18 protein-coding genes and 2 pseudogenes are annotated in these 26,707 nt (G+C 41.1%); 12 read left to right on the top strand and 8 right to left on the bottom strand.

Annotated features, from left to right (window positions below; all coding sequences use genetic code 11):
• Window positions 1-337 precede the first annotated feature (337 nt).
• Window positions 338-1,339: an NADP-dependent oxidoreductase gene (locus JCM10512_RS07240; RefSeq protein ID WP_044161773.1), complete on the top strand. Its 1,002-nt coding sequence runs from the start codon at window positions 338-340 to the stop codon at window positions 1,337-1,339.
• Window positions 1,340-1,358: 19 nt separating this feature from the next.
• Here JCM10512_RS07240 and JCM10512_RS07235 read toward each other — a convergent pair whose 3' ends face one another.
• The 6 genes and pseudogenes from JCM10512_RS07235 to lpdA all read right to left on the bottom strand — a co-directional run bounded on the left by JCM10512_RS07235 (window position 1,359) and on the right by lpdA (window position 9,706).
• Window positions 1,359-3,287, bottom strand: a complete 1,929-nt coding sequence (locus JCM10512_RS07235; RefSeq protein ID WP_081741245.1) for a TonB-dependent receptor plug domain-containing protein — start codon at window positions 3,285-3,287, stop codon at window positions 1,359-1,361.
• Between the two features lie 419 nt (window positions 3,288-3,706).
• Entirely contained in the window at window positions 3,707-4,213 is a 507-nt protein-coding gene (locus JCM10512_RS07230) for a flavodoxin (protein WP_044161771.1), read from the bottom strand.
• Between the two features lie 21 nt (window positions 4,214-4,234).
• Complete coding sequence (locus tag JCM10512_RS07225; RefSeq protein WP_044161769.1) at window positions 4,235-6,268, bottom strand: alpha-ketoacid dehydrogenase subunit alpha/beta; 2,034 nt, start codon at window positions 6,266-6,268, stop codon at window positions 4,235-4,237.
• A gap of 48 nt (window positions 6,269-6,316) precedes the next feature.
• Window positions 6,317-7,631 (bottom strand): annotated as a pseudogene (locus JCM10512_RS07220) (dihydrolipoamide acetyltransferase family protein).
• 1 nt (window position 7,632) lies between these two features.
• The gene (locus JCM10512_RS07215; RefSeq protein ID WP_044161768.1) at window positions 7,633-8,358 is read right to left on the bottom strand and encodes a lipoate--protein ligase family protein; all 726 of its coding nucleotides are present in this window, start codon (window positions 8,356-8,358) and stop codon (window positions 7,633-7,635) included.
• Window positions 8,358-9,706, bottom strand: a pseudogene (gene lpdA, locus JCM10512_RS07210) (dihydrolipoyl dehydrogenase). The gene JCM10512_RS07215 and the pseudogene lpdA overlap by 1 nt, the downstream one beginning before the upstream one ends.
• Window positions 9,707-11,121: 1,415 nt before the next feature.
• On the opposite strand from lpdA, the gene JCM10512_RS07205 reads away from it, so the two are divergent.
• The 11 genes from JCM10512_RS07205 to JCM10512_RS23575 all read left to right on the top strand — a co-directional run bounded on the left by JCM10512_RS07205 (window position 11,122) and on the right by JCM10512_RS23575 (window position 25,164).
• On the top strand, window positions 11,122-11,685 hold the full coding sequence (locus tag JCM10512_RS07205; RefSeq protein ID WP_044161765.1) for an RNA polymerase sigma-70 factor: 564 nt from the start codon (window positions 11,122-11,124) through the stop codon (window positions 11,683-11,685).
• Between the two features lie 177 nt (window positions 11,686-11,862).
• The gene (locus JCM10512_RS07200) at window positions 11,863-12,876 is read left to right on the top strand and encodes a FecR family protein (RefSeq protein WP_158332192.1); all 1,014 of its coding nucleotides are present in this window, start codon (window positions 11,863-11,865) and stop codon (window positions 12,874-12,876) included.
• A gap of 59 nt (window positions 12,877-12,935) precedes the next feature.
• Window positions 12,936-16,523 carry a SusC/RagA family TonB-linked outer membrane protein gene (locus JCM10512_RS07195; RefSeq protein WP_148298307.1) on the top strand — a complete coding sequence of 1,196 codons (3,588 nt, stop codon included), beginning with the start codon at window positions 12,936-12,938 and terminating at the stop codon, window positions 16,521-16,523.
• A gap of 14 nt (window positions 16,524-16,537) precedes the next feature.
• Window positions 16,538-16,855 carry a hypothetical protein gene (locus JCM10512_RS07190; RefSeq protein ID WP_044161759.1) on the top strand — a complete coding sequence of 106 codons (318 nt, stop codon included), beginning with the start codon at window positions 16,538-16,540 and terminating at the stop codon, window positions 16,853-16,855.
• A gap of 2 nt (window positions 16,856-16,857) precedes the next feature.
• Entirely contained in the window at window positions 16,858-18,042 is a 1,185-nt protein-coding gene (locus JCM10512_RS07185; protein WP_148298306.1) for a RagB/SusD family nutrient uptake outer membrane protein, read from the top strand.
• Window positions 18,043-18,063: 21 nt separating this feature from the next.
• The gene (locus tag JCM10512_RS07180; protein WP_044161755.1) at window positions 18,064-19,059 is read left to right on the top strand and encodes a hypothetical protein; all 996 of its coding nucleotides are present in this window, start codon (window positions 18,064-18,066) and stop codon (window positions 19,057-19,059) included.
• 10 nt (window positions 19,060-19,069) lie between these two features.
• The gene (locus tag JCM10512_RS07175; protein ID WP_044161753.1) at window positions 19,070-20,002 is read left to right on the top strand and encodes an ABC transporter ATP-binding protein; all 933 of its coding nucleotides are present in this window, start codon (window positions 19,070-19,072) and stop codon (window positions 20,000-20,002) included.
• 20 nt (window positions 20,003-20,022) lie between these two features.
• Window positions 20,023-21,891 (top strand): Gldg family protein, encoded by a 1,869-nt coding sequence (locus tag JCM10512_RS07170; RefSeq protein WP_244437009.1) that lies wholly within the window; start codon window positions 20,023-20,025, stop codon window positions 21,889-21,891.
• 5 nt (window positions 21,892-21,896) lie between these two features.
• Window positions 21,897-22,331 (top strand): hypothetical protein, encoded by a 435-nt coding sequence (locus JCM10512_RS23585; protein ID WP_244437008.1) that lies wholly within the window; start codon window positions 21,897-21,899, stop codon window positions 22,329-22,331.
• A 248-nt stretch (window positions 22,332-22,579) separates the two neighbouring features.
• Window positions 22,580-23,593, top strand: coding sequence for a M16 family metallopeptidase (locus JCM10512_RS23580; RefSeq protein ID WP_244437006.1), 1,014 nt, complete (start codon window positions 22,580-22,582; stop codon window positions 23,591-23,593).
• Window positions 23,581-25,164, top strand: a complete 1,584-nt coding sequence (locus JCM10512_RS23575; protein ID WP_244437004.1) for a M16 family metallopeptidase — start codon at window positions 23,581-23,583, stop codon at window positions 25,162-25,164. Before JCM10512_RS23580 ends, JCM10512_RS23575 begins: the two co-directional genes overlap by 13 nt.
• A 113-nt stretch (window positions 25,165-25,277) precedes the next feature.
• Here the strand turns inward: JCM10512_RS23575 and JCM10512_RS07160 are convergent, their stop codons facing one another.
• Together JCM10512_RS07160 and JCM10512_RS24810 are read right to left on the bottom strand one after the other, a co-directional pair.
• Window positions 25,278-26,555, bottom strand: a complete 1,278-nt coding sequence (locus JCM10512_RS07160; protein WP_044161751.1) for a nucleoside hydrolase-like domain-containing protein — start codon at window positions 26,553-26,555, stop codon at window positions 25,278-25,280.
• Window positions 26,556-26,592: 37 nt separating this feature from the next.
• On the bottom strand, window positions 26,593-26,667 hold the full coding sequence (locus tag JCM10512_RS24810; RefSeq protein ID WP_369346463.1) for a hypothetical protein: 75 nt from the start codon (window positions 26,665-26,667) through the stop codon (window positions 26,593-26,595).
• Window positions 26,668-26,707: the final 40 nt, after the last annotated feature.

Here is a 26,707-nt window from a genome sequence, read left to right as displayed (position 1 = left end):
ATACACCATTCGTGTAGGAGATGCAAATGTGATTTATTTACTGAATCGTATGGCTCCGGAGGTGGCTTATAAGCTGATAAATTCTTCAAAAGATTATCATTCTATCAAATAAAAGACGCTTGAATCTTGTTCTGATTCGGAGAGGGGCTATTGTGAACCGTTTTCCGAATTAGGATAAATACAGAAGATCATATAAGAATGGAAAATCAACTTGGAAGAATTACCTGTTGGATTAACCGAAATTCATGGAAGAAAAGTGGTTGGACAACGTGGACTTAAGCACGGAGCAATGTTTCTGCTTTAAATAAATTATAGTATGAATAAAAAGTCAAGATGAATGAAAGCATTTGTTATAAATAAGTACGGTAAAGATGAACAACTGCATCTAACCGATATCCCTGAACCATCGCTCGGGGAGGATGAAGTATTGGTTGAGATACACGCAGCTGGTTTGAATCAGTTAGATTCCAAGATCAAGTCCGGAGCATTCAAACTGATTTTATCCTATAAACTGCCGCTGATATTGGGGCACGATCTGGCTGGTGTAGTAGTAAAAGTAGGTTCGCAGGCGAGCCGTTTTAAAGTAGGGGATGAAGTTTATGCTCGTCCAGCTGATTATCATATCGGGACATTTGCAGAATATCTGGCTGTAAACGAAAAAGACCTTGCACGTAAACCGAAAAACCTCACGATGGACGAAGCGGGTTCGCTCCCGCTTGTCGCTCTTACCGCTTGGCAGGCATTGGTTGAGTTCGGGAAACTAAAGCAAGGGCAAAAGGTGTTTATTCAGGCCGGATCCGGTGGGGTGGGGATTATTGCGATTCAGTTAGCTAAATATTTGGGAGCTACCGTTGCTACTACAGCCGGTTCCGGAAGTTTTGAATTACTTAAACAGCTGGGAGCCGACATATTGATTGACTATAAAACGCAGGACTTCGAATCTGTCCTCAAGGATTATGATTTAGTCATCAATAGTCAGGATACCCGAACTCTTGAGAAATCGCTCAATATAGTAAAAGCAGGTGGCAAGGTGATTTCCATATCAGGGCCACCGACACCTGAATTAGCGAAAAGTATCGATTCCTCTCGGATTATGCGTTTCGTTTTGTCATTAATCAGTTTCGGTATTCGTAGGAAGGCCAAGAAAAGGGGCATTGTTTATGAGTTTCTATTTATGAGAGCAAGCGGTCGTCAACTTGAAGAAATAACTAAATTAGTAGAGTCTGGCGTTATTAAAACTGTTCTTGATCGAGTTTTCACTTTTGAACAGACTAATGAAGCTTTGGCCTATTTGGAAAAAGGACGTGCAAAAGGTAAAGTGGTGGTGAATATTAAATAGAATATACTTGCCGGATCTTTTATTTAAATACATAACTCAAGCCACCTGATAGCCAAAAGCCCGGCTGTTCGATATTTCCAATGTCGACATACTTCTTATTATATAAGTTGTTCAGACTCAAATTGACTGTAAAATTTTCAACTTTATAATCCAGCTTCAAATCGAGTGTGCTAAATGAAGGGTAAGTAACCAGCTCACCTGTATTCTTGCTATCTACATACTTCGAATATTTGCCCATCCTTTTCTGATACCTGAAGAACCAGTTTGCTGTTAACCGATTGATAACCTTATGATTGAATTGAGTCGTAAACTTATCTCGTAGATAGTTCAATTTGTTTTTAGACTCGGATATATATTCATTCGTTTTATAATCTTGCCACATGTGCATATAGCCAAATGTAAGAGTCGAATTGTCTCCCAGGATAGGCAAGATGGAGGATAAGTGCAGTTTCAAATTACTTTCCACTCCTTGCGTGTTGACGCGGGTTATATTGGTAGACACCGATTTTGAATCCTTATCTTCTTTAACCCAGTCGATCATGTTTTTACCCCATAGAAGAAATCCCGTCGCACTAAATTCAACAAAAGAATGTCGGTATCTGAAGGTTAAATCAGTCGATTCAGACTTCTCAGGTAATAAGTTCTCATTCGCAATATGTGTTTCCGTATTATAAAACAGTTCGGTAAATGTGGGCATCCTTGTCGATTTACTCCATGAGGATGCGATTGTAAATGAATCCCAGGGCCGGAAAGAGGCACTGAATGAGGGATAAACCTTATATTCTCCACTAATGAAAGTGTTGTAATTGATCAAAGCTCCTCCTGAAAGGACGAATTTATCAACAGTCAGGGTATGTTCAAGGGTTGCACTGACATTGGTTCTATCGATATATGCTTTATACTTTCCATGAGGTTTAGACATCTCTTTGCCTAGTTTACTGCTTAACATATCTTCCTTTCTGACTTCTCCGCCTAAATTGGTTGTGCCGAGTTTGGATTTGTATTGCAAGATGAGATTTGTGCCATACGTATCTCCTCTGTGATAATTTCGCCCTGCTGGAGAATCCTTGGTAAGGTCAAATTGGTCTGAGTGTCGAGACCAATAAACCATGGGAATGAATTTAAGTGTTGAGCCAAACTCTCCTTTAATCGTGCCTAGATAGGTGCTTGTCTGTTCATATTGATTGGGGTATGCAGCCGTATAAAACGAATTGGCTCCATACTTTTTATCATTATAGCCAAACTGTACGTCTAGTTTGTTGTTTCCTTTCAAGTTAATCCGACTTTGTAGTAACACGTTGTAGATATTGTAATCCGTGTTATTCATATACCCATCTGAGGAACTACTGCTTACAGATAAGCTATTGCTCACTATACCCGTTACCGCACTTCCTCGCGCCTCGATATATTTTAGGTTATGCATTCCCGAAGCGACCTGAACGAAAGCTTTCTCCTCCGCGTTTTTCTTGGTAATGATGTTGACTCCGCCGGAGAATGCACTCGATCCGTAAATCAGAGCGGAAGGGCCATGTATGATTTCGATGCGTTCGATGTCCGAGATATTTATAGGGAAATCAAAACTATAATGACCGGTCTGTGCATTGGAAACATTGATGCCGTTAAGCAATACAGCTGTTTGGTCAAATGATCCGCCTCTCAATGAAATATCAGCTTGTGCGCCGCGGGGGCTTCTCTGTAAAACATCAATGTTGGCGGCATAAGATAGCAAGTCCATTACACTTGTGACTTGTGCTTTTTTTATATCTTCTCTTGAAAGTATGGTTATCAATTTGGGCGTTTGAGCTATGGGTATGGCAACCCGGGAAGATGTGACTGTCACTTCGTCAAGTTGTATCTCACCGTTTAATGAGGTTCTCTCGTTTTTATTTTGGCTAAATAGTAGATTTGTGAAGAATAGAAGACTAATGAATACAGCTATTATACGCATAATTTATTCTGTTTTTTATTACTAAACCCGACGGGCTGATCTTCTTTACTGATAGAAGCATTAATTTCCGGAATACTAAACCTACATGAAATAACAATGTCCCGTGTGGCAAACAGGCGCACAACGGTTGTAGTAATTAGGAGTCCAACACTTTCAGCAACAAGCCTGAAATTTCTGCAAAAGTATCGTTTTTATTTTGTATCGATCACTTTCTGATCCTGTTTTTTTAGTCGCTGCGTCTTAAAGTGACTCAGGTACTTCTTGCGTAAAAATGCTCAGAATGTCTATGATAATCTTCTTTCTTTAAACTATTCCGAAATAAAAAACTGCAAGTTTTTCAACCTGCAGTTTTCATTTATACAATATTGTGGACGTTGTCTAACAGCGTTCCTGATAATAAATAGGCGTTTAGTTATCAGTTACTTAAACTCTTTTTTTAATTGTTCTACCCACTCTTCTATTCTCTCTTTTGTTTTGCTCGATTGATTCTCAATGTCAATAATGAGTCCTAAAAACGCACCATCCCGATAGGCTTTTGATCTTGTGTATTTATAACCTTCGGGAGATGTAAGTCCACATATCTGGGCACCATTGGACTCAAATAGTTGAGCTAAAATACCAACCCCATCAGCAAAGTTCTCGGGGTATCTTACCTGATCGCCCAGTCCAAAGATCGCGACTTTCTTACCGGTCATATCTATATCCTCAAGGGCCGGAACTAGTTCTGCCCAATAGTCGGGCAATTCGCCATCGAACCAAGTAGATGAGCCTAGAATAATGTACTGATAAGATTTAAAATCATCTATCCACGCTGTTTCTACTGCCACTAACTCAACTTCCGACTCGCCAAAAGCTGCTTGAATTTTCTTCGCCAGTTTACCAGTCTTTACTGTTTCTGAACCATAAAATAATCCTATATTTTTCATCTCATCTTTTCATTTAAGTGTTCAATATTCAAGTAATGTTTTAGCAGCCTCGTAAATTGTATTCTTATTAGGCAATATGGCTCGTTCGAGTATCGGATTGAATCCAACGGGGGTAAACGCAGCACCAACACGTTGAATCGGAGCATCTAAGTAGCGGAAACATTCCGTCCCTATTATAGCTGCCAACTCTGCTCCAAACCCAGACATCACTTTATCTTCGTGTACCACTAATACTTTGCTGGTCTTCTTCACCGATTCGAATATCGTTTCCTTATCGAGTGGTATTATCGAACGGATATCTATCACTTCTACATCCCAACCGTCTTTGTTAGCCAACATTTCAGCAGCTTCGAGACTCAAATGAGTGGTATTCCCATAAGTAACAATCGTTAGGTCTTTGCCCGCTCTACGAATTCGCGCCTTTCCGAAGGGAACCTCAAAGTCCGGTGGCACAACGGTTGCCGCCGAGACCGCATTATACAATCCTTTAGGTTCCATAAACAGCGTAGGTCCTGCCGATCGTATGCTTGTACGCAAGAGTCCCGCAGCATCATCCGCAAATGAAGGATATACAATGCGTGCACCGGGTAACGTAGACAGAGCACCTTCCAAGTTTTGAGAGTGATAGATACCACCTCCGATATATCCTCCGGAAGCAAGACGGATGGTAACGTTAGGAGTGAACTTTCCATTCGAACGCCAATAGTCATGCGTACACTCTATATAGTGTTCTATTGCCGGCCAAAAATAATCCGCAAATTGCGCACCTTCTATTACGATACGTATTTTGGGGTCGAAACGGCTCATTCCATTGGCCGTTGCAACAATATAATCTTCAGCAATCGGCGCGTTAAATATACGTTTGGCTCCAAATTCGGGTTGCATACCCTTGGTCACATTGAAAACACCTCCCTTATCCTTGTTGGCAACATCTTGTCCCCATAGGAACGTATCCGGATTGTGTCTGAACTCAGCTAATAATGTTTCGTTGAGGGCTGTAACCAGCGTCTTCTTTTCTCCTTCCTCATGGTGTACACCATCTTTATATACTTGAGGATGATAGGGCTCAGGAATAACAAAGTCGTAAATCGTCTTCGGATCCGGATCGGGCGCGACAATTACTTTCCGATGTGCCTCATTCAATTCTTTTTTAGCTTCTGCTTCTATAGCCTTTAGCTCTTCTTCGGTAAATCGTCCGTAACGCAACAACATACGACGGAATTTGACCATCGGATCAGCTGCCTTTGTGTACTTCAATTCATTTTCATCCCTATACAATGTGTGTTTGTCGGAATTGGAATGAGAACCGATACGCACACAATTTGCTTGCACAATAACCGGACAGCCTGTTTCAATGGCATATTCACGAGCTTCGGTCATGGCATTCATCGAATCAAAAACATCTCGTCCATTGCAATAGATGATTTTTATGTTTTTGATGCCTACGAAGTTTTCAGCAACTTTCCGATTGGCTGTTTGTACTTGTTTGGGAACAGAGATCCCATAGCCATTGTCCTGAATCACGAATATGACCGGCAATTGCTCTGTAGTAGCTCCGTTGATGGCCTCGTATACATAACCTTCCGACGTAGCAGCTTCTCCTGTACTGGATATGGCTACCGCCTTTTTTCCGTAATATTTGATAGCCCGTGCTACGCCTACCGCCTGAGATGAATGATTGCCGGTGGCAGATGAAACATTCTGAATGTTCCATTCCGGTTTGGCAAAATGGTTGGACATATGACGCCCGCCACTAGCCACATCGGTAGCTTTCGATATCCCATTCAATAGAATTTCTTCTGCTGTCAGACCTGCTGATATAGCAGTCAACATATCGCGATAATAGGGAAAAAGAAAATCTACATTTCGTTGAAACACCTGCCCAATGGCCAATTGTATTCCATCGTGTCCGGCATAAGGAGCATGATAAGACCAACCTAGCGATTGCAACAAATAGTCCGGTGCTTTCTTATCTATGGCGCTTCCTAGTGACATGAGGTGAAACCATTTGCGAAGGACTTCCTTCTCGGTCGTTTTTATACTATATTTTTTCATGACTGTACTATTATTAAGTGAATGGAAATTCTCCCTGAATCTGTAACGTTAACCTTGCCAATTTTCGAGAAGATCACCTATCCGACGAACGAATGCACCTCCAAGCGCACCATCGATAACCCGATGATCGTAGGACAGTGATAAATACATTTTGTGTCGTATGGCAATAACATCACCTTCCGGCGTACTGATTACTGCGGGCTTTTTCTCAATATATCCTACTCCGAGAATAGCGACTTCGGGTTGATTGATGATAGGTGTACCTATTATATTTTTGAACGAGCCAAAATTGGTTATTGTAAATGTACCACCTTGCATCTCGTCAAGTTTCAGTTTCTTGGTGCGTGCTTTATTGGCCAAGCTGTCTATTGCTTGTGCAAGTCCGCTTATATTTAACCTATCCGCATTTTTGATAACCGGTACAATCAGATTCCACCCTTCCAGGGCTACTGCTATACCTATATTAATATCTTTTTTGCGAATGATTTGTTTGCCATCTACGAAGCATTGATCTCCGGAAATTCGACAAGAGCCTTGGCTGTAGCCTCTGCAATAGCTGGCATGAAAGTAAGAGCGATGCCTTCGTGAGCCACGAAACTGTCTTTGTTCTTTGTTCTCCACTTCACCAGTTTAGTAACATCTATCTCGACGATAGTGGTCACATGTGCTGATGTTTGCACAGACTCAATCATTCGCTCTGCAGTAATGCTGCGGATAGAGTCCATAGGCACAATTGTATCTTCTGCTGACCGGGGAAGAGGTGTAGCGTCTACTTTCTCGATCTTTTGTTCTACATTTTTAGCTATAGGCGTGGCTGTTGCCGGTTGAGGTGCAAACTCTTTTCCTTTTCTGCTGATATAGTTCGAGATATCCGTTTTGGTCAATCGTCCTTTATATCCTGTTCCCTCGATGGCGTTCAATTCATCGGCCGACATATTCGCTTCTTTGGCCAATTGTAATACCATCGGGGAGAACCATTTCTCGTCATCTCCTTTATCTAGCTTTTGAGGTTGTTCTTTCGGAGGTGTGGTCACACTTTCATCCTTTTGTTTGGCAACCTCAACAGATGGAGTCGTTCCTTTCTCTTCCGGGGCATCAACTGTTGCCTCGCCAGAGGATTCTCCCGCCAGATCAATGATGGCAACTACTACCCCTACGGGAACGACATCGCCTTCCTTGAATAATATTTCGACAACTTTACCGGCTACCGGTGAAGGTATCTCGGAACTAACTTTAGCCGTTTCTACTTCAAATAAAACATCATCTTCGTTAATCACATCACCTACTTTTACAGACCACGAAGTATCTTACCCTCGGTAATACTTTCTGCCAGTTTAGGCATCTTTATTTCAAATCTAGACATATTATTTATTGTTTTTGTGAAAATTCCAATCTGTTGTCGAATACTTCTCATCAGCTAATTTTTCAATCGCTTTTCGATCACTGTTGGTGAAAGTATAGGTAGAACTCTCATTGTTATTGGTTAAGAAAAATTCTTTTACGGATGTTTTGAATTCACTGATAGAGAGAGGAACCGCCATGTGATCTTTAATATTTGTGACAGTACTTCTGACAGACTGCACATGCTTTTTATCGTTCAACGGTTTTTCACTGCTATTCAATGCTACGATCAAGTTCTCTAAGTTCGATTCAAAAAGTAATGTTGCATGATACATCGCTCTATCTCGGTGAATACATTGAGCACTACCCGATATCTTTAGGCCATCGATAGTTAAGGCTCGCCTTTGATCGGCAATCGCATGTATTCCGATCATGCTCAGTAGATCTTGCATCTGTTTGGTATACTTCATAAAATCAATATCTTTAGAGCTTTCAATAAAGGTTATATTCAAATTTCCCAAATCGTGATAAACAGCTCCACCACCCGAAAAACGACGTACTACTTTTAGTGCCTTTTCTCTAACGAACTCTTCATTTACTTCACTTGCCAAATGTTGATTCTTGCCAATGATGATGGATGGTTCATTCTGCCACATCATAACAATGCTTTCATCCATATTCTTCAACATATACTCTTCGGCCGACAAGTTGAAATAGGGAGAGGTGATGGTATTGTTTATGAATAACATTACGAGAACAATACTTCGTGAAACATTTCGCCCACTGTTGGATGCGGAAATATTTGTTTCTGAAACTCCTCAACAGTAAGTCCCTTTTCGATAGCCATGCTGGCTATAACGATTAGCTCTGACGCTGGATTGCCCAATGCGTGACAGCCTATAATTCGTCTTTCTTCATCTATCAAAAGTTTGAGAATGCCACCTCCTCCATCGTTCTCGGCTACAAATCGGCCCGAATATGCCATCGGCAGCTTCAATACCTGGAAATAGGTCTTATCAGCCAACAGTTCATTTTCTGTTTTACCTACTCCTGCCAGTTCCGGGTTGGTATAAACAACGCTGGGTACGGAGTTGTAATTCATCTTATCTTTTCGGCCTAGAATGTGATTGATGGCAACCTCTCCTTCGCGAATGGCCGTATGCGCAAGTAATGAATATCCGGTAATATCGCCACAGGCGTAAACCTGCGGATGGCTTGTTTGCATCTGCTCGTTTACCTCTACGGCTCCTCTGTTGAGTTTTAAGTTTAGACTTTCCAGTCCCATTTGTTGGGTTACAGCTTTTCGTCCAATACTTACCAGAATCTGTTCGGTCGGTATCTTCTCTGTTTTTCCTTTGTACTCCACAATAACCTCCTGAGATGTTACTTCTACGACTTTGGTATTGAGCCTAAAGTCTACGCCTCGTTTGGTATATTCTTTGCGGAGCATGGCGGACGTTTCCTTATCCATTACCCCTAGTATCTCGGGCAACATCTCTATAACAACGACTTTCACGCCCATGCTATTGAAAAATGAAGCAAATTCAATACCGATAACGCCACCTCCTATAATGGTGATACTTTGGGGCAATTGTGTTATATCGAGGGCTTCTTTAGATGTCCAGTAATTCACCTCGGACAATCCTTTTATGTTTGGAATAATCGTTTCGGATCCCATGCACAATAGGAGATAGTTAACATGATACTCTTCTCCCTCACATGAGACAACCAGATTATCACCCTTTTCTCCTGAAACAATCGCTCTACCTTTTACAACTGTGATACCCATTGATTTAAGCTTCATCGCCACACCTGAAGTCAGCGTTTGAACAGTCTTGTTTTTCCGTTCAATGATTTGCTTTATATCAGGTTGAGGCTTGAATTCACCCTTAATCCATAATGGGAAGCATGGTTGATATTGTTGAGTATTTTTGCTGAGTACAGGAGGGTCTTGGTTGGAATACAACCCTCATTGAGGCATACGCCTCCTAATTCTTTCATTTCAAAAAGAATAGTCTTTAGTCCGTTGGCTGCTGCTCTTTCTGCGGCGTTGTATCCTGCAGGGCCACCACCAATTATCGCTATATCGTATTTCATAGGGCATCAAAGAGTTAGTTTTTATAAATAAATTAACGCGGGAACTTGTTCTATCTACAAGGTTGTCAAGTAAATAACAAGCTTCTGTTTTGTAAATACAACGATAATCAGCGCCCAAAAGTTTCGACTTTATTTATAATTAACTTATAAAAATAGAGGTGAAATACAGTCAAAATCATTCAAGTAATATCTTCTCGCCCGTTTTTCTTCCTTGACGCCGATTAGTGGCCTGCCAATTGAACTTAACCCTCACTTAGCATCCGGTAATGGACAGCACCCATCTACGCAATGAGATGAACATTTCCCAATGCAACTAATGATGTAAATAATAATTCGAAATACTGTATCTTCGGAAATGGTATGAATGCTGCTACACTGTTGTTGCTACATTAACATCTTATAATCAATCTGTTATCCTGTAATTCGTGTCAGGTGGATGATTAAGGGTTGTTGAAAGCCTAATTTTGTTAACCATCATGCTATAAGGGAGAAGTGCCTACAGTATGTAATTTCTATTATTGCCTACTTATTCTTGTTGAGATCGACTCTGTTTTGATAAAAGATGGGCATATAATAATATATGACGAGACAAATTAGGCGTCTCACCCTAGTGAGACGATTTAATTCACTATGGTGCTTCGATCTACTCACCTAGGTGCAACGATCTGCTCACCCGGGTAAGTCGCTGAAAATAAGCACTTCTTTTGGTCTAAGTTGGTATGCTTTTATTAATAATAGTATGACTGTTGCAGATACTTCTGTGCATATGTTCATAATAAAACGGGCGTATCCAGACTTAAGAGAATGAAAAGTTCGCATGCGTTTTCCTGTCTTTCTATCAACTAACCTATAATTAGCTACGTTTTGGGGTTCTATATCGGTTTAATTGCAGTAAATATGGGCTTAAATTGATGAGAGATGCCTGAAAATGAATGAGAGATCGGCTTATTTTGACGGTAAATAGCGGTAAAATGATGAGAGATAGGCTCTTTGAAAAGTATCTCTCATTCGGTAGTTTGCTTATTATTAGATAATTAACTCTAAAATGATGAGACCATGAGAGATAAAACTTTTTTTCCACATAGGGGGGAGTCTGTTTCTCTCAAATCAGGCTGTGAACAACGAGATTATAAGCCTATGGATAAAGAACAAACAACTTCTAAGGGAGAGAGAAGAAGGGGCAATGCTAATAACATTGATATAGGATTTCCGTTTGGAGTCCTAGTTACACCTAGCAGACCGACAAGCATATTTAGAATACGCTCTATTTCTTTCGCGCGGGCCGTTTTGTTCGTGAACGTATGTTAATTATAAGGCTCGTTTATCTATTTTTTCCTAATTCGAGGATAAACTTGTCTAATAAAGAAGATGTTAACCCTTATTTTGCGTCCTAACGTATTCTAAGTAATTTGAGTATGAGGGATAACAGATCAGAGGAAGAACAGATATTGGAACTATTCGGTATTGACGAAGAGATGGCTTTTCGGCGTTTGTTCGATCGCTATTATATGTCTTTATGCATTTACTCTGTGCAACTTACTGACTCTTTTGAATTGTCCGAGGATTTGGTCCAAGATGTGTTGCTGCGTTTTTGGGAAAAACGGATATTTGAGAACATTTCAATAAGTTTGCGGAGTTATCTCTATACGGCTGTGCGTAATGAGGCTTTGCAATTTTTGAGACGCGAGCGTATGCTTTCTACCGAACAATTGACCGGCGTTGAACTGAATATACCCGAGGAGGAATATAGTGAGGCTGAATTACATGAATTGAAAGAACGTTTGAAAACAGCTTTAGAAAAACTCCCTCCTCAAGAATATCTGGTGGTTAAGTCGGTTATTTTAGAGAACCGTAAATATAAAGAAGCTGCTGAGCTCTTGGGGATTTCTGTAAATACCCTAAAAACCCATTTATCACGTGCATTGAAACATTTGAGAAAACAGGGTAACCTACGCCTTCTGCTCGGCTGTATGCCATGATTCTGCTAAACGCAAATTGCTATTCTTTATGCGATAATAAATAGCAATAATCCACTTATTCGAAAAAAAACTTTTCTTTTTGTCACCCATTGTCTCTTTGAATCCATCTTAGTATACAGAAACATATATTCTGTACACATGGAAGAGAAACAAACTGAGAACAAAAAAAGAGTATTTGTGAGCTTTTACCGCACCGAACGCTCATTGGAATTCATTGCGCAATATGATAAAGAACATGCCTGGAAAAGAATCATGCAGAAACGGACTTTCCGCCGTTTTCGACATGCGGCTTTGTGGACAGTCGGTAGTGCCGCTTGCGTTGCTTTATTGTTAGGCGTGACCTATTTATCTTTCTTCTCTCAATCTCCATTTGATAATGATCCGATTGTTGCTCTTCAGAAAACTTTCCCGGAAACAGGGGGCAACATCGCCTTTCTTACTTTAGATAATGGGCAAGTGGTTAATCTGACCACTCAGCATGGAGCAATAGCTCAATCTGTCAGGAATGTTAGTGGTGGACAATTGATCTATGAAGAGAAGCATACTAAAGAAGTTCAGTATAACAAACTAACCATTCCTAGAGGTGGGGAATACCAACTCATACTCTCTGACGGTACCCGCATTTGGATGAACGCTGAAAGTAGCTTGCACTATCCGGTTACATTTGTAGGGCATACTCGTGAAGTGACTCTGGAAGGAGAAGCTTATTTTGAAGTAGCCCATGATAAGCAACATCCGTTTATGGTACACACTTCTTCAGGAGCAGTAGAGGTACTGGGTACTTCATTCAATGTATCGGCCTATCCGGATGCTCCTGCCTGTGCAACTTTGGTTACTGGTTCAGTAGCTGTTTCCACAAAAACATCTAATGCATTGCTTTCACCAGGTCGACAGGCTTCGTGGGAGAGTGACGGAAGAATAGAAATTCGGAAAGTCGACACTTCGTTGGCTACTTCCTGGATGACTGGTACATACATCTTCCAGAATATGCCGTTGCGTGATATTGCTGCACAATTATCGCGTTGGTACGATGTGGATATTCGCTTCCGATCGGCAGGCTTAGAAGATATCCGTTTTACGGGTGGTATTGTGAGAAGTGAAGAATTGGCATTTGCAGTGAACATAATATCCGAAGTTTCCAGTGTGAAGTTTATGCGTGAAAGAAACGTTATTTGGGTAGAAAGAAAATAGAAAAAAACGAGGTATACCCCAAGTATAAAAGTAATTATTGTATTAAATCAAAAGTTTTTATGAAAAAAGTAGTAAAGAGGACTTTGATGGCCTTTATTGTGATGTGCGTATCTCTTTCGGCCTTAGCTCAAGATGTCACGGGCACAAGAGTGACGGTTGACATGAAAGGAGTTTATGTGAGAACGGCATTGGCGCAAATCAGAGTGATGACCGGAGTATTGTTTGTGTATGAAGAATCCGTAATTGATCGGGAGTTGCGCGTGAATTTATCGCATCAGGATGTGAAGTTGGAAACGGTATTGAATGATTTGTGTTACCAGACGGGATTGAAGTACACAATTAAGAAAAACATGATATTGCTTATGCCGAAGGGAGCAACTACAAGAACGTCATCAGAGTTGGTACATGTAAAAGGTAAAGTTGTGGATGAGGCAGGGCAGGCCTTGGCGGGCGCTACGGTATATGCTCCTCAAAGTAGTATTGGTACGATTGCAGATGTCGATGGGAATTTCCAACTCCACTTAAATGCCGGCGAACTGTTAAGCTTCAATTTTGTGGGCATGGTGAATCAGACGGCAAAAATTGCAGTCGGAATGAAACCTTTATTGATTAAGATGGCGGTAGATAATGCTAATTTACAGGAAGTGGTTATTACAGGTTATCAGTCTATAGATAAGAGTCGATACGTAGGAGCTGTAAGCCAGGTCAAGATAGATGAAACATTGATTAACGGAGAATTATCCATTGACCAGATGTTGCAAGGAGCTGTGCCGGGCATGAGTGTGCAGATGAGTACAGGGCAGGTAGGGGCAGCCGCCAAAGTGCGCGTGCGTGGTACTTCAACTCTACTTGGTAATAAAGAACCGCTATGGGTAGTGGATGGGGTGATACAACGTGATCCATTTCCGATGAACGAGGGAGACGCAACCTTATCGGCTGATGCGGATAACCTGCGACTGATAGCTGGAAACTGTATTTCGTGGTTAAACCCAAATGACATTGAGACACTTACGGTTCTGAAAGACGCATCTGCTACAGCAATTTATGGATCGAAAGCAGCTAATGGTGTAATCGTTATTACAACGAAAAAAGCTAAGAACGAACGCCTTAGTGTCTCGTATAGTGGAACCTATACAGTAGGGCAAAAACCTGATTATGGGATGTACAACCTGATGAACTCCCAAGAGAAGATGCAGCTCTCGAGAGAAATTGTTGATGAGAAGCTATCTTATAGTTCGAATGTGTTGCCGATAGGATATTCTCATTTGATGGATCAGTTACAAAGTAAAGAAATTACTTACGACGAATTTGTTCGGCTTTTCCGTAAATATGAATATCAAAATACTGATTGGTTCGATTTGTTGTTCCGTAATTCATTTAGTCAACAGCATAGTGTCAGTGTCAGCGGTGGTTCGCAGAAATTAATGAACCGTGTTTCATTCAATTATTCGAAAACGAATGGAGAAGCTAAAGGTAATGATGTTACTTCTTTCTCTTTTAATTCAAATACAATTCTGCATTTAAACAATAAATTGCAGGTGAGTCTTTCGTTAAAAGGTAGTGATCGTGAGGCAGATGGGTTTGCCTACGGAGTTAATCCTTTTACATATGCTTCCTCTACCGCCCGTACAATTCCGGCTTACAACGAGGACGGCACTTTGTATTATCATAAAAAGTACGGGGGAGCTGCTGCCGGTGTCTACCTTAACTCCAATTATTTGAATTATAACATTCTCAATGAAATGGATAATACAGGGAACACAAGTGCGAATAAGATGCTGGGAGCCTCTGTTGACTTGGAATGGGAAATTCTTCCGGGATTGAAATATCAGGGATTATATTCTTATTCAACTACTTCCTCCGAAGTGAAATCGTGGGCAACGGAATTATCTTATTATATAACCAATATCCGCGGCTACGAATACGGTGATCCGGATGTTCTTCCCAATGGTAAGTTAGAACAGAGCTCTCGGTTGCCTTTTGGCGGGTTATTACAAGCGGACAATATGAACAATCGGAATTATATGTTTCGAAACAGTCTGGTTTATAATAAGTTGTTTAATAAAAAGCACAACCTGTCCTTGAACCTTGGTGTTGAAACTACATCGGATAAAAATACAGGTAATGGAAACAAGCGGTATGGATATTTACGTTATCGAGGCGAACGATTTGCTGATTTGCCTATTCCCACGATGCAATACGGTGGGTCTAGTGTCTGGGGTGAAACTGCGGCAAAAGCACTTTATGAAGAGATGCGTGTCGGGACCACCGTTACCAATCGGGAAAATAATCAGTTGAGTGAGTTCTTTACGGGGGTATATGCTTTCGATAACCGCTATGTAGTGAACTTTAATGCTCGTTTGGATGCTTCAAACCGCTTTGGACAAGATGCAAAGAAGAAGTTCCGCCCGGCATGGTCAGCCGGTGTAAAATGGCGTTTGGGGAATGAGCATTTTATGCAGCAGCAGACGTTAGTAGATGCCATCGATTTATCTGCTTCTTATGGTTACCAAGGGAATGCGGTGGAGACGGTCTCGCCTTATTTGATCGCTACAGATGGAGGACTCAATTCATCGACTAATCTCTATACATTGGCAATCAAATCATTGCCTTATCCGGATTTAGGTTGGGAAAAAACGAAAAGTTGGAATGTGGGAGTCGATCTTTCATTCTTCCGGGGACGGTTTTCTCTTATGGCCAATGTATTCGGAAAAAACAGTGATGTGCTGAGTAGTCGTGATATTCCGGCAGAGAATGGTATGGCTACCTCCGTAGTTTTCGGCACGAAAATGGAAAATAGAGGTTATGAGTTGGCTGTTAGTGTAATTCCTATACAGACACGAGACTTCACTTGGCAGTTGTCGTTGAATACGGGTGTTACCCGCAATCAGTTGAAAAACAATGAACGAACCAATACATTGAGCGATTTTCTGAACGGAACTGCTATTGTGGATGGTGAGGCTTATTCAACTCTTTGGTCTTTCGCTTTTGATAAATTAGATGGTACGGATGGCAAGCCTTTGTTTCAAAAATTAGATATTGATAAAACAGACGATCCGCGCGACTTTTTGGTTAAAAGTGGAAAATTAGAACCTGATTTCAGTGGTGGGCTATTTACTAGATTTCGTTATAAATACTTGTCTCTACAAGCTAATTTCTCTATCTCAGTCGGTGGGCAGAAGCGCTTACCCGACTTGTATGATATGCGTAACGGACAATACGGACTTCCTCTGCCTGATCAGAATTCCTCTCGTTGGCTGATAGATCGATGGAGAAAGCCTGGTGACGAAGAGTTTACAGTCTATCCATCACTTCCTACCAAAGAAAAAACGACATCGACTAATACGGTAGACGGTTCTCTGCACTTACCTTATAACCCTGAATTTTATAGCCGTTATGAAGCATATAACTTATCTGATATACGGGTTGCCGATGCTGACTTTATTCGCTGTCGTCAAATCTCACTCAACTATCAGTTTGCGAACAAGATGCTCGAACGGATACACCTTCAACATCTGAGTTTGGGGCTGAGCATGACAAATCCTTTCCTTATCACATTTGATAAGAAATGGGATGGGTATGATCCGGAAACAGGCGGTTGGCCTGCTCGTAAGACAATTTCTTTAGTATTGAACGCTACCTTTTAATTGGAGAAGAAACAATGAAAAATAAATTTTATTACATAGGTTTGGGAGTTGTTTGCACATTGTCATTAACAGGGTGCTCCGATTTCCTAGAGGGTAAATCTCAGGACGAGGTAATTGTTACCACTACCAAAGATTATGCTGAGTTATTATTAGGCTCCGGCTATCCGTCCGCTGCTGTTGCCGGCTATAATAATCGACTTCTTGACAACTTGAGCGATGATGTGGATTTCCCACAAACTGTGAGTGAGTCGGCTTCCTTTAATTTGATTGAAGATGATTATTTTCCACGTCACACTTGGCAGGCTACTTTTTATGAGTATGGAGCGGCGTAGAATTGATTAATACAGAATATTATCAGTTGTACAGATGCGTAATGGGCTGTAACGCTGTGCTGGATGGTATTGATAAGGCCATAGGGCCACAGAACGAACGCGATCGCATAAAAGCGGAAGCACTTGCAGTCAGAGCATTGCATTACTTTACTTTGGTGAATCTTTATGGAGAACCTTACGACTACAACAAGCAGGCATTGGGCGTACCTTTAAAGTTGACTGCTATTTTGCAGGAAAAGGGTAGCGCACGCAATACGGTAGAAGAGGTTTATCGGCAGATATTGGATGATTTGAATGAGGCAGCCTCTTTATTGGAGCAGTATGACGTGACGGAGAAAGATTTTAAAATCAACTTGCCGGCGGTTCGGATTCTGTTATCTCGTGTATATTTATTTATGGAAGAATGGAAGAAGTCAAGCGATGAGGCAACTAAAGCGATGGAGTATGGATTGGGTATGTGGGATCTGACTACTGTGACAATGAGTAAAGACGCTTCCGGTAATGATATATATCCTCAACCTAACTCGTATGATTCTCCTGAGGTCTTTTGGTGTTACTCAAGTACTAATTGGGGTAAAACGAACGATGTGGCCCCTGTGCCCAGTGAGAGTTTTCTCGGTTTGTACGATGTTGATCCGAATGACGTACGCTTTGGAGAAGCAGGGTTTTATGTGAGTCCACTGTTTACGTATGATTGGGCAACAGGAACGAATAAAATTACCGGTTATCAGGTTCGTAAAAGTAATCTGCAAACAGGTAATACTACTACCGTGCTTGGAGCGGCAGTTCGCTTGAGTGAGGCCTACTTGAATCGTGCCGAAGCCTATGCTCAACTCGGAATGACTTCGGAGGCTATCAGTGACCTTAATACGATTCGTCGAAACCGTATAAAAGGGTATGTTGATCAGACCGATTTCCCAGACTTATTGGAAGCGATACATATTGAACGGCGTAAGGAGTTCTGTTTTGAAGGTTATCGCTGGTTCGATCTTCGTAGATACGGTATGCCCGCCATACATCACGATTTTCAGGCTACAGCTTCTTCGCCTCGGATGCGGTATACGCTATCGGAGAAAGATATGATGTATACTTTACCTATTCCGAATTCGGTAATTTGGGTCAACCAGTCCATTAAGCAAAATGCTTCAGCTTCTACTCCGGTCAGAGAAGGTACGAACATAAATTAAGAATCTCATAAAAAGAAACGTATGAAACAATCAGAATTAATTGTTGCAACTTTAATTGCGCTCTCTCTCGGTTCCGCATGTAGCGATGATGATAAACTGGGGACTGATATTCCATTAGCTCCTCCTTACACACTTCCGGAACGAGGAGAGTCGGAAGCGGGTGATCGTGTTATTGACTTCTTCGAGAAATATTCGTCTTTTCTACTTTACAATTTCACGCAGGAGGACTTTCAGTGGGAAACGGTCAGTTCCGGATTAAAGTACGAAGCAGTATATGGTGATTCTCAATATTTGGGCGATATGCTTGAATTTTTGGATGAGATTTGGCTTGATTTCTACTCCGATAAGTTTAAACAGGAGAAATTTCCATTCAAGATTTTCTTAATGGATTCCATAGCGCAACGCCCCAAATGGGAAGGGCAGCCGACTACCTACCACCGAGCTCTTGCCCGTGAAACAGCAGTAGCGATTGCGGGTATGAATGGAGACTTGAAGCAGATGACAGCAAAGAATAAAAAGCTGTGTAAAGATGCTGTTAATGTGGCGTTCGTAACTTTCTTGCTGAATCAGAATAAACTGGATATTCCGGCGGAATTCTACGCTGTTAGTGACTATACAAAATTTGCTTCATATTCCCAGCTTCAAATCGAACCGGATATTTTGCGTTCATATGGCTACCTGCCTAATGTCGAAGGAGAATTGTCTATTTCGGAATGGAGCCCGTACGGTACAATTAGCGAGTGGGCAACAGGTACATGGTCAATGGATCCTAAAAATGATATAAAGAGCTTTTTGTTGAATATGGTAATGCATGGGAATGACTTTCCGGTATTCGAGAATTACCCGTCTAATGGTGTGAAGTATGCCGATCGATTTACGTGGAACTATTACCTTCAGAAGAATGCGGACGGTAGTTATAAATGGCCGCTCATAAAGAAGAAATTAGATATTTTGGAAAATTACTTTAAAGATAAATACCAAGTTGACTTGGCAGTAATAGGAAATAAAACTTACTAATAAAATCAGAATGGAAGAAAGAATTGTGAAAGTTGAAAACTTGTCGCATCGTTACAGTGTGCAATGGGCGGTGAAAGATATCAACTTCGAGATTAGTAGTAAAGGTATCATGGGCCTACTCGGTTCTAACGGTGCCGGTAAGTCGACTACTATGAACATCATTTGCGGAGTATTAAAACCAACAGTCGGAGAGGTGTGGATTAATGGCGTAAATCTGCGGGAGAATCCTGTTGAGGCTAAAAAGAATATTGGCTTTTTACCTCAAAAAGCACCGTTGTATTTAGACTTTACCGTCAACGAATACCTTACTTACTGCGCTCATCTGCGGTTGATGGAACCTAAGCAGATAAAGCAAGCTGTGGAAGCGGCTAAAGAACGGTGTGGTATTACCCATTTCAGCAATCGGTTGATACGTAACCTTTCGGGTGGGTATCAACAGCGTGTAGGCATTGCGCAGGCTATTGTACATAATCCGAAGTTTGTAGTGCTGGATGAACCGACTAATGGGTTGGACCCCAATCAGATAGTGGAAGTGCGCCGCCTCATTAAAGATATAGCTGAGGAGCGTGCGGTATTGCTTTCTACGCATATTCTGTCGGAGGTGCAGGCTACTTGTCAGCAGATCAAAATGGTAGAGAATGGCCACATGGTTTTCTCAGGGACTATTGAGGACTTTGACAACTACATCAAGCCGAGTTCGTTGCTGCTCGGATTGCATGCGCCTGTGGCAGTGAGCGACCTTCAGTTTGAGGGAGTGAAGCAGGTCGAAGTACTGGGTGAGAAGAGATTCCGCCTGATTTATGATGGTGCGGAAAATACGGTACAGCGTATTGCTACAAGCTGTGTAAACAAGGGTTGGGGATTAATTGAGTTGACAGTAGAAAAGAGCTCGTTGGATGCGGTTTTTGCTAAGCTGTCTAAAGAGGCGAGAACTGAAAACTAGAATCTATTGAAATAAGAAACATGAAGAAAATATATAAAATAGCGAAAGCGGAACTGTTAACGATGTTTTATTCGCCAGTAGCTTGGTTGATTTTGATTGTCTTTACAATACAAATCGGAATCTCTTTTGTTGCCTCTCTGAAAGATGTGACCAACACTCAGAATATGGGATATACTGCTGGTAGCCTGACACCTTATCTGTTGATAAATGCTGTCACCGGATTATTTACGATGATGCAGAAATATCTGTATCTGTATATGCCACTATTAACAATGGGACTGATGAGCCGAGAGTATAGCAGCGGCACAATTAAGTTGCTTTACTCTTCTCCGGTAACTGCAAAAGATATTATTTTCGGGAAATTTCTCGGCATGATATCGTATGGTGCTATTTTGTTAGCGGCACTACTCGTGTTGGTGTTGGGATTTGCTTTTACGGTGGACAATTTTAACTATGCCGAGCTTTGTAGCGGATTGTTGGGAATGTTTCTGCTGTTGTGTGCTTATTCGGCTATCGGGTTGTTTGTATCCTCTCTGACTTCGTATCAGGTAGTGGCGGCTATTGGTACATTAGTTGTCCTTGCCGTATTGAATTATGCGAACCAGTTGTGGCAGGATATTGCATTTGTACGTGAAATCACTTATTGGATTTGTCTTACTGGACGCTCCGGACCGATGACCGGCGGATTGATCTGTAGTGAGGATGTGATTTACTATTTTGTGGTTATTGCCATGTTCTTGTTATTGAGTATTCTCAAACTACAGTCAACCCGTCAGAGTGAACCTGTTGCTAAGGTCATAGGTAAATATGCATTTTTGTTGGCAGGAGTTGTGGTAGTAGGGTATATAACTTCTCGTCCGGTTTTTATGTATTACTATGATACAACTGAAACGAAGCGTAACACATTGTCGATAAGTAGTCAAGAGGTGATGTCAAAGCTGGACGGTGGATTGACTATCACTACTTATGTGAATATGCTTGATGATAATCGTTACTTGGCTATGCCTGCCAATATAAAGGAAGATGAAGAGCGTTTTAAACAATATCTCCGTTTCAAACCGGATATGACACTGAAGTATGTTTACTATTATGCGGATTCTGGAAATGATAGGTTTACAAGGCTTTATCCGGGACTTTCTACTAAGGAGATGATGGAGAAGGAAGCGGAACTTGCTGAAGTAAGCCCGGAGTTATTCATGCCGGTGGAAGAACTCAATAAGACAATTGATTTGTCGGGTGAAGGATACCATTTCGTGCGTGTTATCGAACGAGAGAATGGACAGACAGCATTCTTACGTTTGTATAATGATATGATGAAAGTGCCGGGTGAATCGGAAATTTCTGTTGCATTCAAACGCTTTACTACCAAATTGCCTGTTGTAGGCTTTCTGACCGGACAAGGAGAACCGCGTATTACGGGTGAGGGATTGTCCAGAGATTATACAATGTTTGCAGATACAAAAGACTTCCGTCAATCATTGGTGAATCAGGGATTCGATGTATTGCCGGTATCTGTATCGGATGATCAGGATATACCAGCCAATATTGACATTATTGTTATCGCAGATATGAACCGGGCTTTGACCGAAGGAGAACAAGAGAAACTGGATAAATATATTGCTCGCGGAGGGAATATGCTGATTGCCGGAAGAGCCAGGAAGGATGAAGTCATGAATTCGCTGGTAGAGCAGTTTGGCGTTAAGTTTTTACCGGGCACATTGGTTCAGAAGCATGTTGACGAGGGTCCTAATGTAGTATATATGAGTGCTACTCCCGAGATGCAGCAATTATCTTATTTAATGGAGCCGTTAGGTCCTCCTCGCAATGCGAAAATTGTGATGCTGATGCTTCAGGGCTGGAATATACGACAGATAAAGGGTATCATGTAGAAGTCGTGTTGCGTTCTGACTCTGTGGGGTGTTGGAACGAAACGGAGACTATTGACTTTGTAAATGACAGTGTAGTATGTAATCCTGCTGCAGGAGAGGTGGAACGATGTTTTCCTACCGGTTTGGCTTTAACTCGTAAAGTCGGAGATAAAGAACAACGTATTCTCGTGCTGTCCGATGCCACTGCTATCAGTAATGGAGAGCTATCGGGAAGAAGGCGTATTTATAATGTATTAAATTATACGCTGATTACAGGTGGTTTCAGTTGGTTCTCTTATGGAGAGGCTCCTATCGATATTCGGCGCCCGCTTCCAACTGACTTATATTCTGCTCTTACGCGCGATGATATGGTTTATGTAAAGGCTCTTACTTTTGGGATACTACCTGGACTTATGCTTTTGTTAGCTCTTATACTGGGCATCCGTAGACAACGAAAATAAAATTCAAAATAGATAAGAATGAAAAGACTTTTCCTATTGTATGCACTTTTATGTGCATACAATACATGGGGATTACATGCCCAGATTAATCTTCAGCAAGAATTACCTCAGGATCCGAAAACAATTGTTGGAAAATTACCGAATGGAATTACGTATTACTTACGGCATAATACCGAACCTGCCGGGAGGGCTAGTTTTTATATCATTAGAAATGCCGGCGCATTGCTGGAAGAGGATGAGCAAAATGGTTGGCACACTTCTTGGAGCATATGGCTTTTCAGGGAACAACTGCTTTTCCGGGAAAAGGGATTATCTCTGGACTCGAAAAACATGGGGTTGCTTTTGGACAGAATGTAAATGCTTACACAGCCCATAACGAGACTGTATATAATCTAAGTTCAGTACCTACGGCCAGTGAGTCACTGCTGGACACGTGTTTACTTATTCTGCATGACTGGTCTTATTATCTGACATTGGAAGATAAGGAGATTGATGATGAAAGAGGAGTGATCTCTGAAGAGTGGCGTACGCGTCGTACTCCATCTTTTCGCATTCAGGCTCAAACTTTTCCGGTATTGTTCAAAGGTTCTAAATATGCAGTTCGTGATGTGATAGGTTCATTGGACGTAATCAAGAACTTCAAGTATCAGACGATTCGTGATTTCTACCATAAGTGGTATCGTTCAGATTTGGAGGCTATTGCAGTGGTCGGTGATATTGATGTACAAGTCATGGAGGATAAGATAAAGAAGCTTTTCTCGAAGATTCCTGTTGTAGAAAATCCGGTTGAACGGCCTTTCTTTAGCATTCCTGATCATGATGAAACAAACTATGTACTTGCTACAGATAAGGAAGTTTCCGGAACGTCCATCGCTGCGACTGTGCGCTTTCGGGATCTTTCTGCAGCGGAAAAAAATACGGTAGCTTACTTAAAAGAAGTACTGATCGCCTCTTTCTATAATAGTATGCTTAATGCTCGTATTAGCGAAATAATGCAGCAGGAGACTCCTCCTTTCATGCGAGGGAATATCGGCTTCGGAGGATTGGTGAGAGGCTATGCGGCTTATAGTATAAACGTTGTGCCTAAGCCTAATGAAGAGGCATTGGCTTGGGAAGCGATTCTAAAAGAGAATGAGCGGGTTAAGCGCTTTGGATTTACTGATAGCGAACTGGCACGGGCAAAAACTAATATGCTGGCTGGATTGGAATCTGCTTATAAGCAAAAAGATAAGGTCGATAATGAAGCTATATGGAGGATATAAAGAGCCATTTTCTAGAGCAAGCTCCGATGCTTGATTTTGAAACCTATTATTTGTTGGTAAAGCAATTGATGCCGTTGATAACTGCCGGAGATGTATCGGATAAAGCAAAAGTTTGGAATTGTACGAAGAATCGGACCATTACTATAAGCGGACCTTCGGAAGGAGAGAAGTTCTTAACAAAAGAAGAGGTACTTGCGCTTTGGGACAAAGTATCGAACGCGACCGATATTCAAGCCTATGAAGATAAGGTTGGAGGAACTTCTCTGATCGGAGAAGAACTGAAAGGCGGAACGGTTGTATCTAGCAAGCGGTTGCCTCGGTTTAATGCGACAGAGTGGGGTTTAAGTAACGGAGCCAAAGTCGTTTATCGTCGGGTCGATTATGAGAAGGATAATGTGTCGCTTACTGCGTATAGCGAGGGAGGTACATCATTGTATGATGTTGATATGTTGCCAGCGGCCGAGAATGCATCATCTATTGTCAGCTCTTTTGGGGTAGGTGACTTCGACCCGGTTGCTTTGCAGAAAATGCTATCCGGTAAGATGGCCGGTTGCGGAGTATCTATCAGTGGCTTATCCGAAACCTTGAGCGGCTCATCTACTCCTAAAGATATGGAAACAATGTTTCAATTGCTGTACTTGCGCTTTGAGAAACCGCGCTTTGATAAGACGTTGTTCGCTTCGATGATGACGCGTAACAAACTAAGTCTTTCTCAAATGAAAGATAAACCTCAGCAGATTATGCAAGATTCAATCAGGATGATTATGGGTAATTATCATCCACGGGTATTGCTTCTTAATGACAATTATCTGGAACAGATAACGTTGGATAAACTGGAGAAGGTTTATCGCGACCGGATTAAAGATGCTAGCGATTTTACATTCTTTATTGTCGGAAATGCGGAGGAAGAACAAGTACGCTTGTTGGCAGAAAAATACATTGGCTCATTAAAGTCGGAATATCGGAAAGAAACATGGAAAGATAATCAGGTCCGAGGTTCTAAAGGTAAAGTAGTGAAAGAGATAAAGCTGAAACTGGAAGTGCCTAAGACAACCGTTGTCACAAGCTTTTCCAAAGATCTGAAGTATTCTCTATACAACAGCCTTTGCAATAGCATTCTAGAAGGTATCTTACAACTACGATACACGGAGAATATTCGCGAGAAAGAAGGAGGGACTTATGGCGTATCTGTCAAAGCGGGTATCTCTCGTATTCCTAATTCTACTTGTTCGATGACTATGCAGTTTGATTGCGACCCGGATAAAGCTGATTTCCTGAAAACATTGGTATATGCTGAAACTGAGAAAATCATGAATACTGCACCTACACAGGAAGAGATGAATAAAGTGATTGCTAATTTGAGAAAGATAAACGAACAGTCGAAGAATCATAATAGTTACTGGATGAGTATTATCATGAGCTATTATATCGAAGGAGTCGATTTGACTGATCCTAAGAACTTTGATTATATCCTGGATAAAATGAAACCTCGGGATATTCAAAAGTTTGCCGAAAAGTTGTTTAAGGGAGCAAACATCACAGATCTAATGTTTAAACCGGAGAATATGTAAGAGACACTGTCCAAAATATTGTGTAAATGATTAAACGGCAGGTATATCACTTGCTGCTTAATCATTTACATAATACAAGCTATTAATTTCTTCCTAGTTAAGGATAATTCAACTTAATATTTTAGCCATGACCAACGTTTTGCCCAGTCTGTCATTGCATCAATCCGCCATTTCGATACGGTTTTAAATCCGTGAAGGTTTTTCTGAAATAAATTTTCATCATCCCTATCTGTAAACCAGTTATTGCCAAGTTTGTAGTCTGTTTCACGAATTTTACCCGGCCAAACATTTTCTATTGTAATTTCTCCTTCTTGATTAGGAAAACCCGGAATATCCGAAACGATAGTATATGGAAACGTACCAAGTGAATAAGTTGAATGTCTTACTACATATATCCCATCACCCAGATAGAAACCATTCCATGTTTGCTTATTTATGGTCATGGTCATACAAGCTGAATCTGCGGGAATACTAATTTCTGGACCTTTTACTCGAAATTCTATTATGGAATACACTTGCACCGTATCCTGAGTTGTCGTTGGTCTGTCGTATATAATTCGAGGGCTGTGCGTGAATTTTGTGAAACTTCCACCCCACGATTCTTTAATTGGATCATTTGGGTTTCCATCCATCATATAAAGCAGAGATGGGGTATCACCTAATTTGGTGTTCCCTTTCAGGTAATTATAAAAGTCATTACCTAAATTGCCTCTACCATGAATAAACGTATCGTAATATCCGGCATTAAATTCATCCTGCTGCTTGTAATTGGCGATAAAACCGCGGTAAGATGCGTTGTTCTCTATAAACCAAAGATTCGGAAAATTTTCAACTATGTAGGCATAACTGTTGGTACTCCATTTTTTATTGGGGCCACCTATCCAATATATTCTAATCTTATCTTGAATGTCTGGCGCGTCATGTAGAGCTTGAGCAACATCGTCCAATCCGCCCCATCCAAGTATCCACAGGGGCTGGGTACTTTCTTTTCGGGCACAATCGATAATCCAATCCGAGCCTTCGGTTGCTGTCTGATACCCACAATATGGTGCAGAACCTGACCTACCTTGCTTCGTAATAGACCGCAAATAGCCAGGAGTGGGAAAACCGCTGGCCTGTTTTTTTAATTTGGGGAGGTCTTTCTCGTAAAGGTCAATCATCCTCAATATTTCAGATACACTGCCATTTCCATAAGACGGAGAAGATATAAGTCCTTCGGTTTCGAACAAGTTACTGTACATTAAAAAATGAGCCATTGATTGATTATCATCAGGGTCTGTACCTCCAATATCTGTACTTATTAGAATACGAGGTTTTATCGGTACGGGCTTTTGAGCCGATAATATACTAACAGTAAAAAGCAGAAGTAAAAGTGATACTACCTTATTCATTCTATTTCTTATTTTAGAAGTTGATATTTTAACAGAATTATTTACTTATATTTATAATAACTCGTTTATAACGAGTTAAAGCAGGAATTCCTTTATCTGTCACTGATAATATAATATATTAGACCATTTACACTGTTTGCAGGTAACGATTT

Source organism: Bacteroides reticulotermitis JCM 10512 (assembly GCF_000517545.1).
In the GTDB taxonomy this organism is placed as follows: domain Bacteria; phylum Bacteroidota; class Bacteroidia; order Bacteroidales; family Bacteroidaceae; genus Bacteroides; species Bacteroides reticulotermitis.
This window is presented reverse-complemented; position numbering and strand designations above follow the sequence as displayed.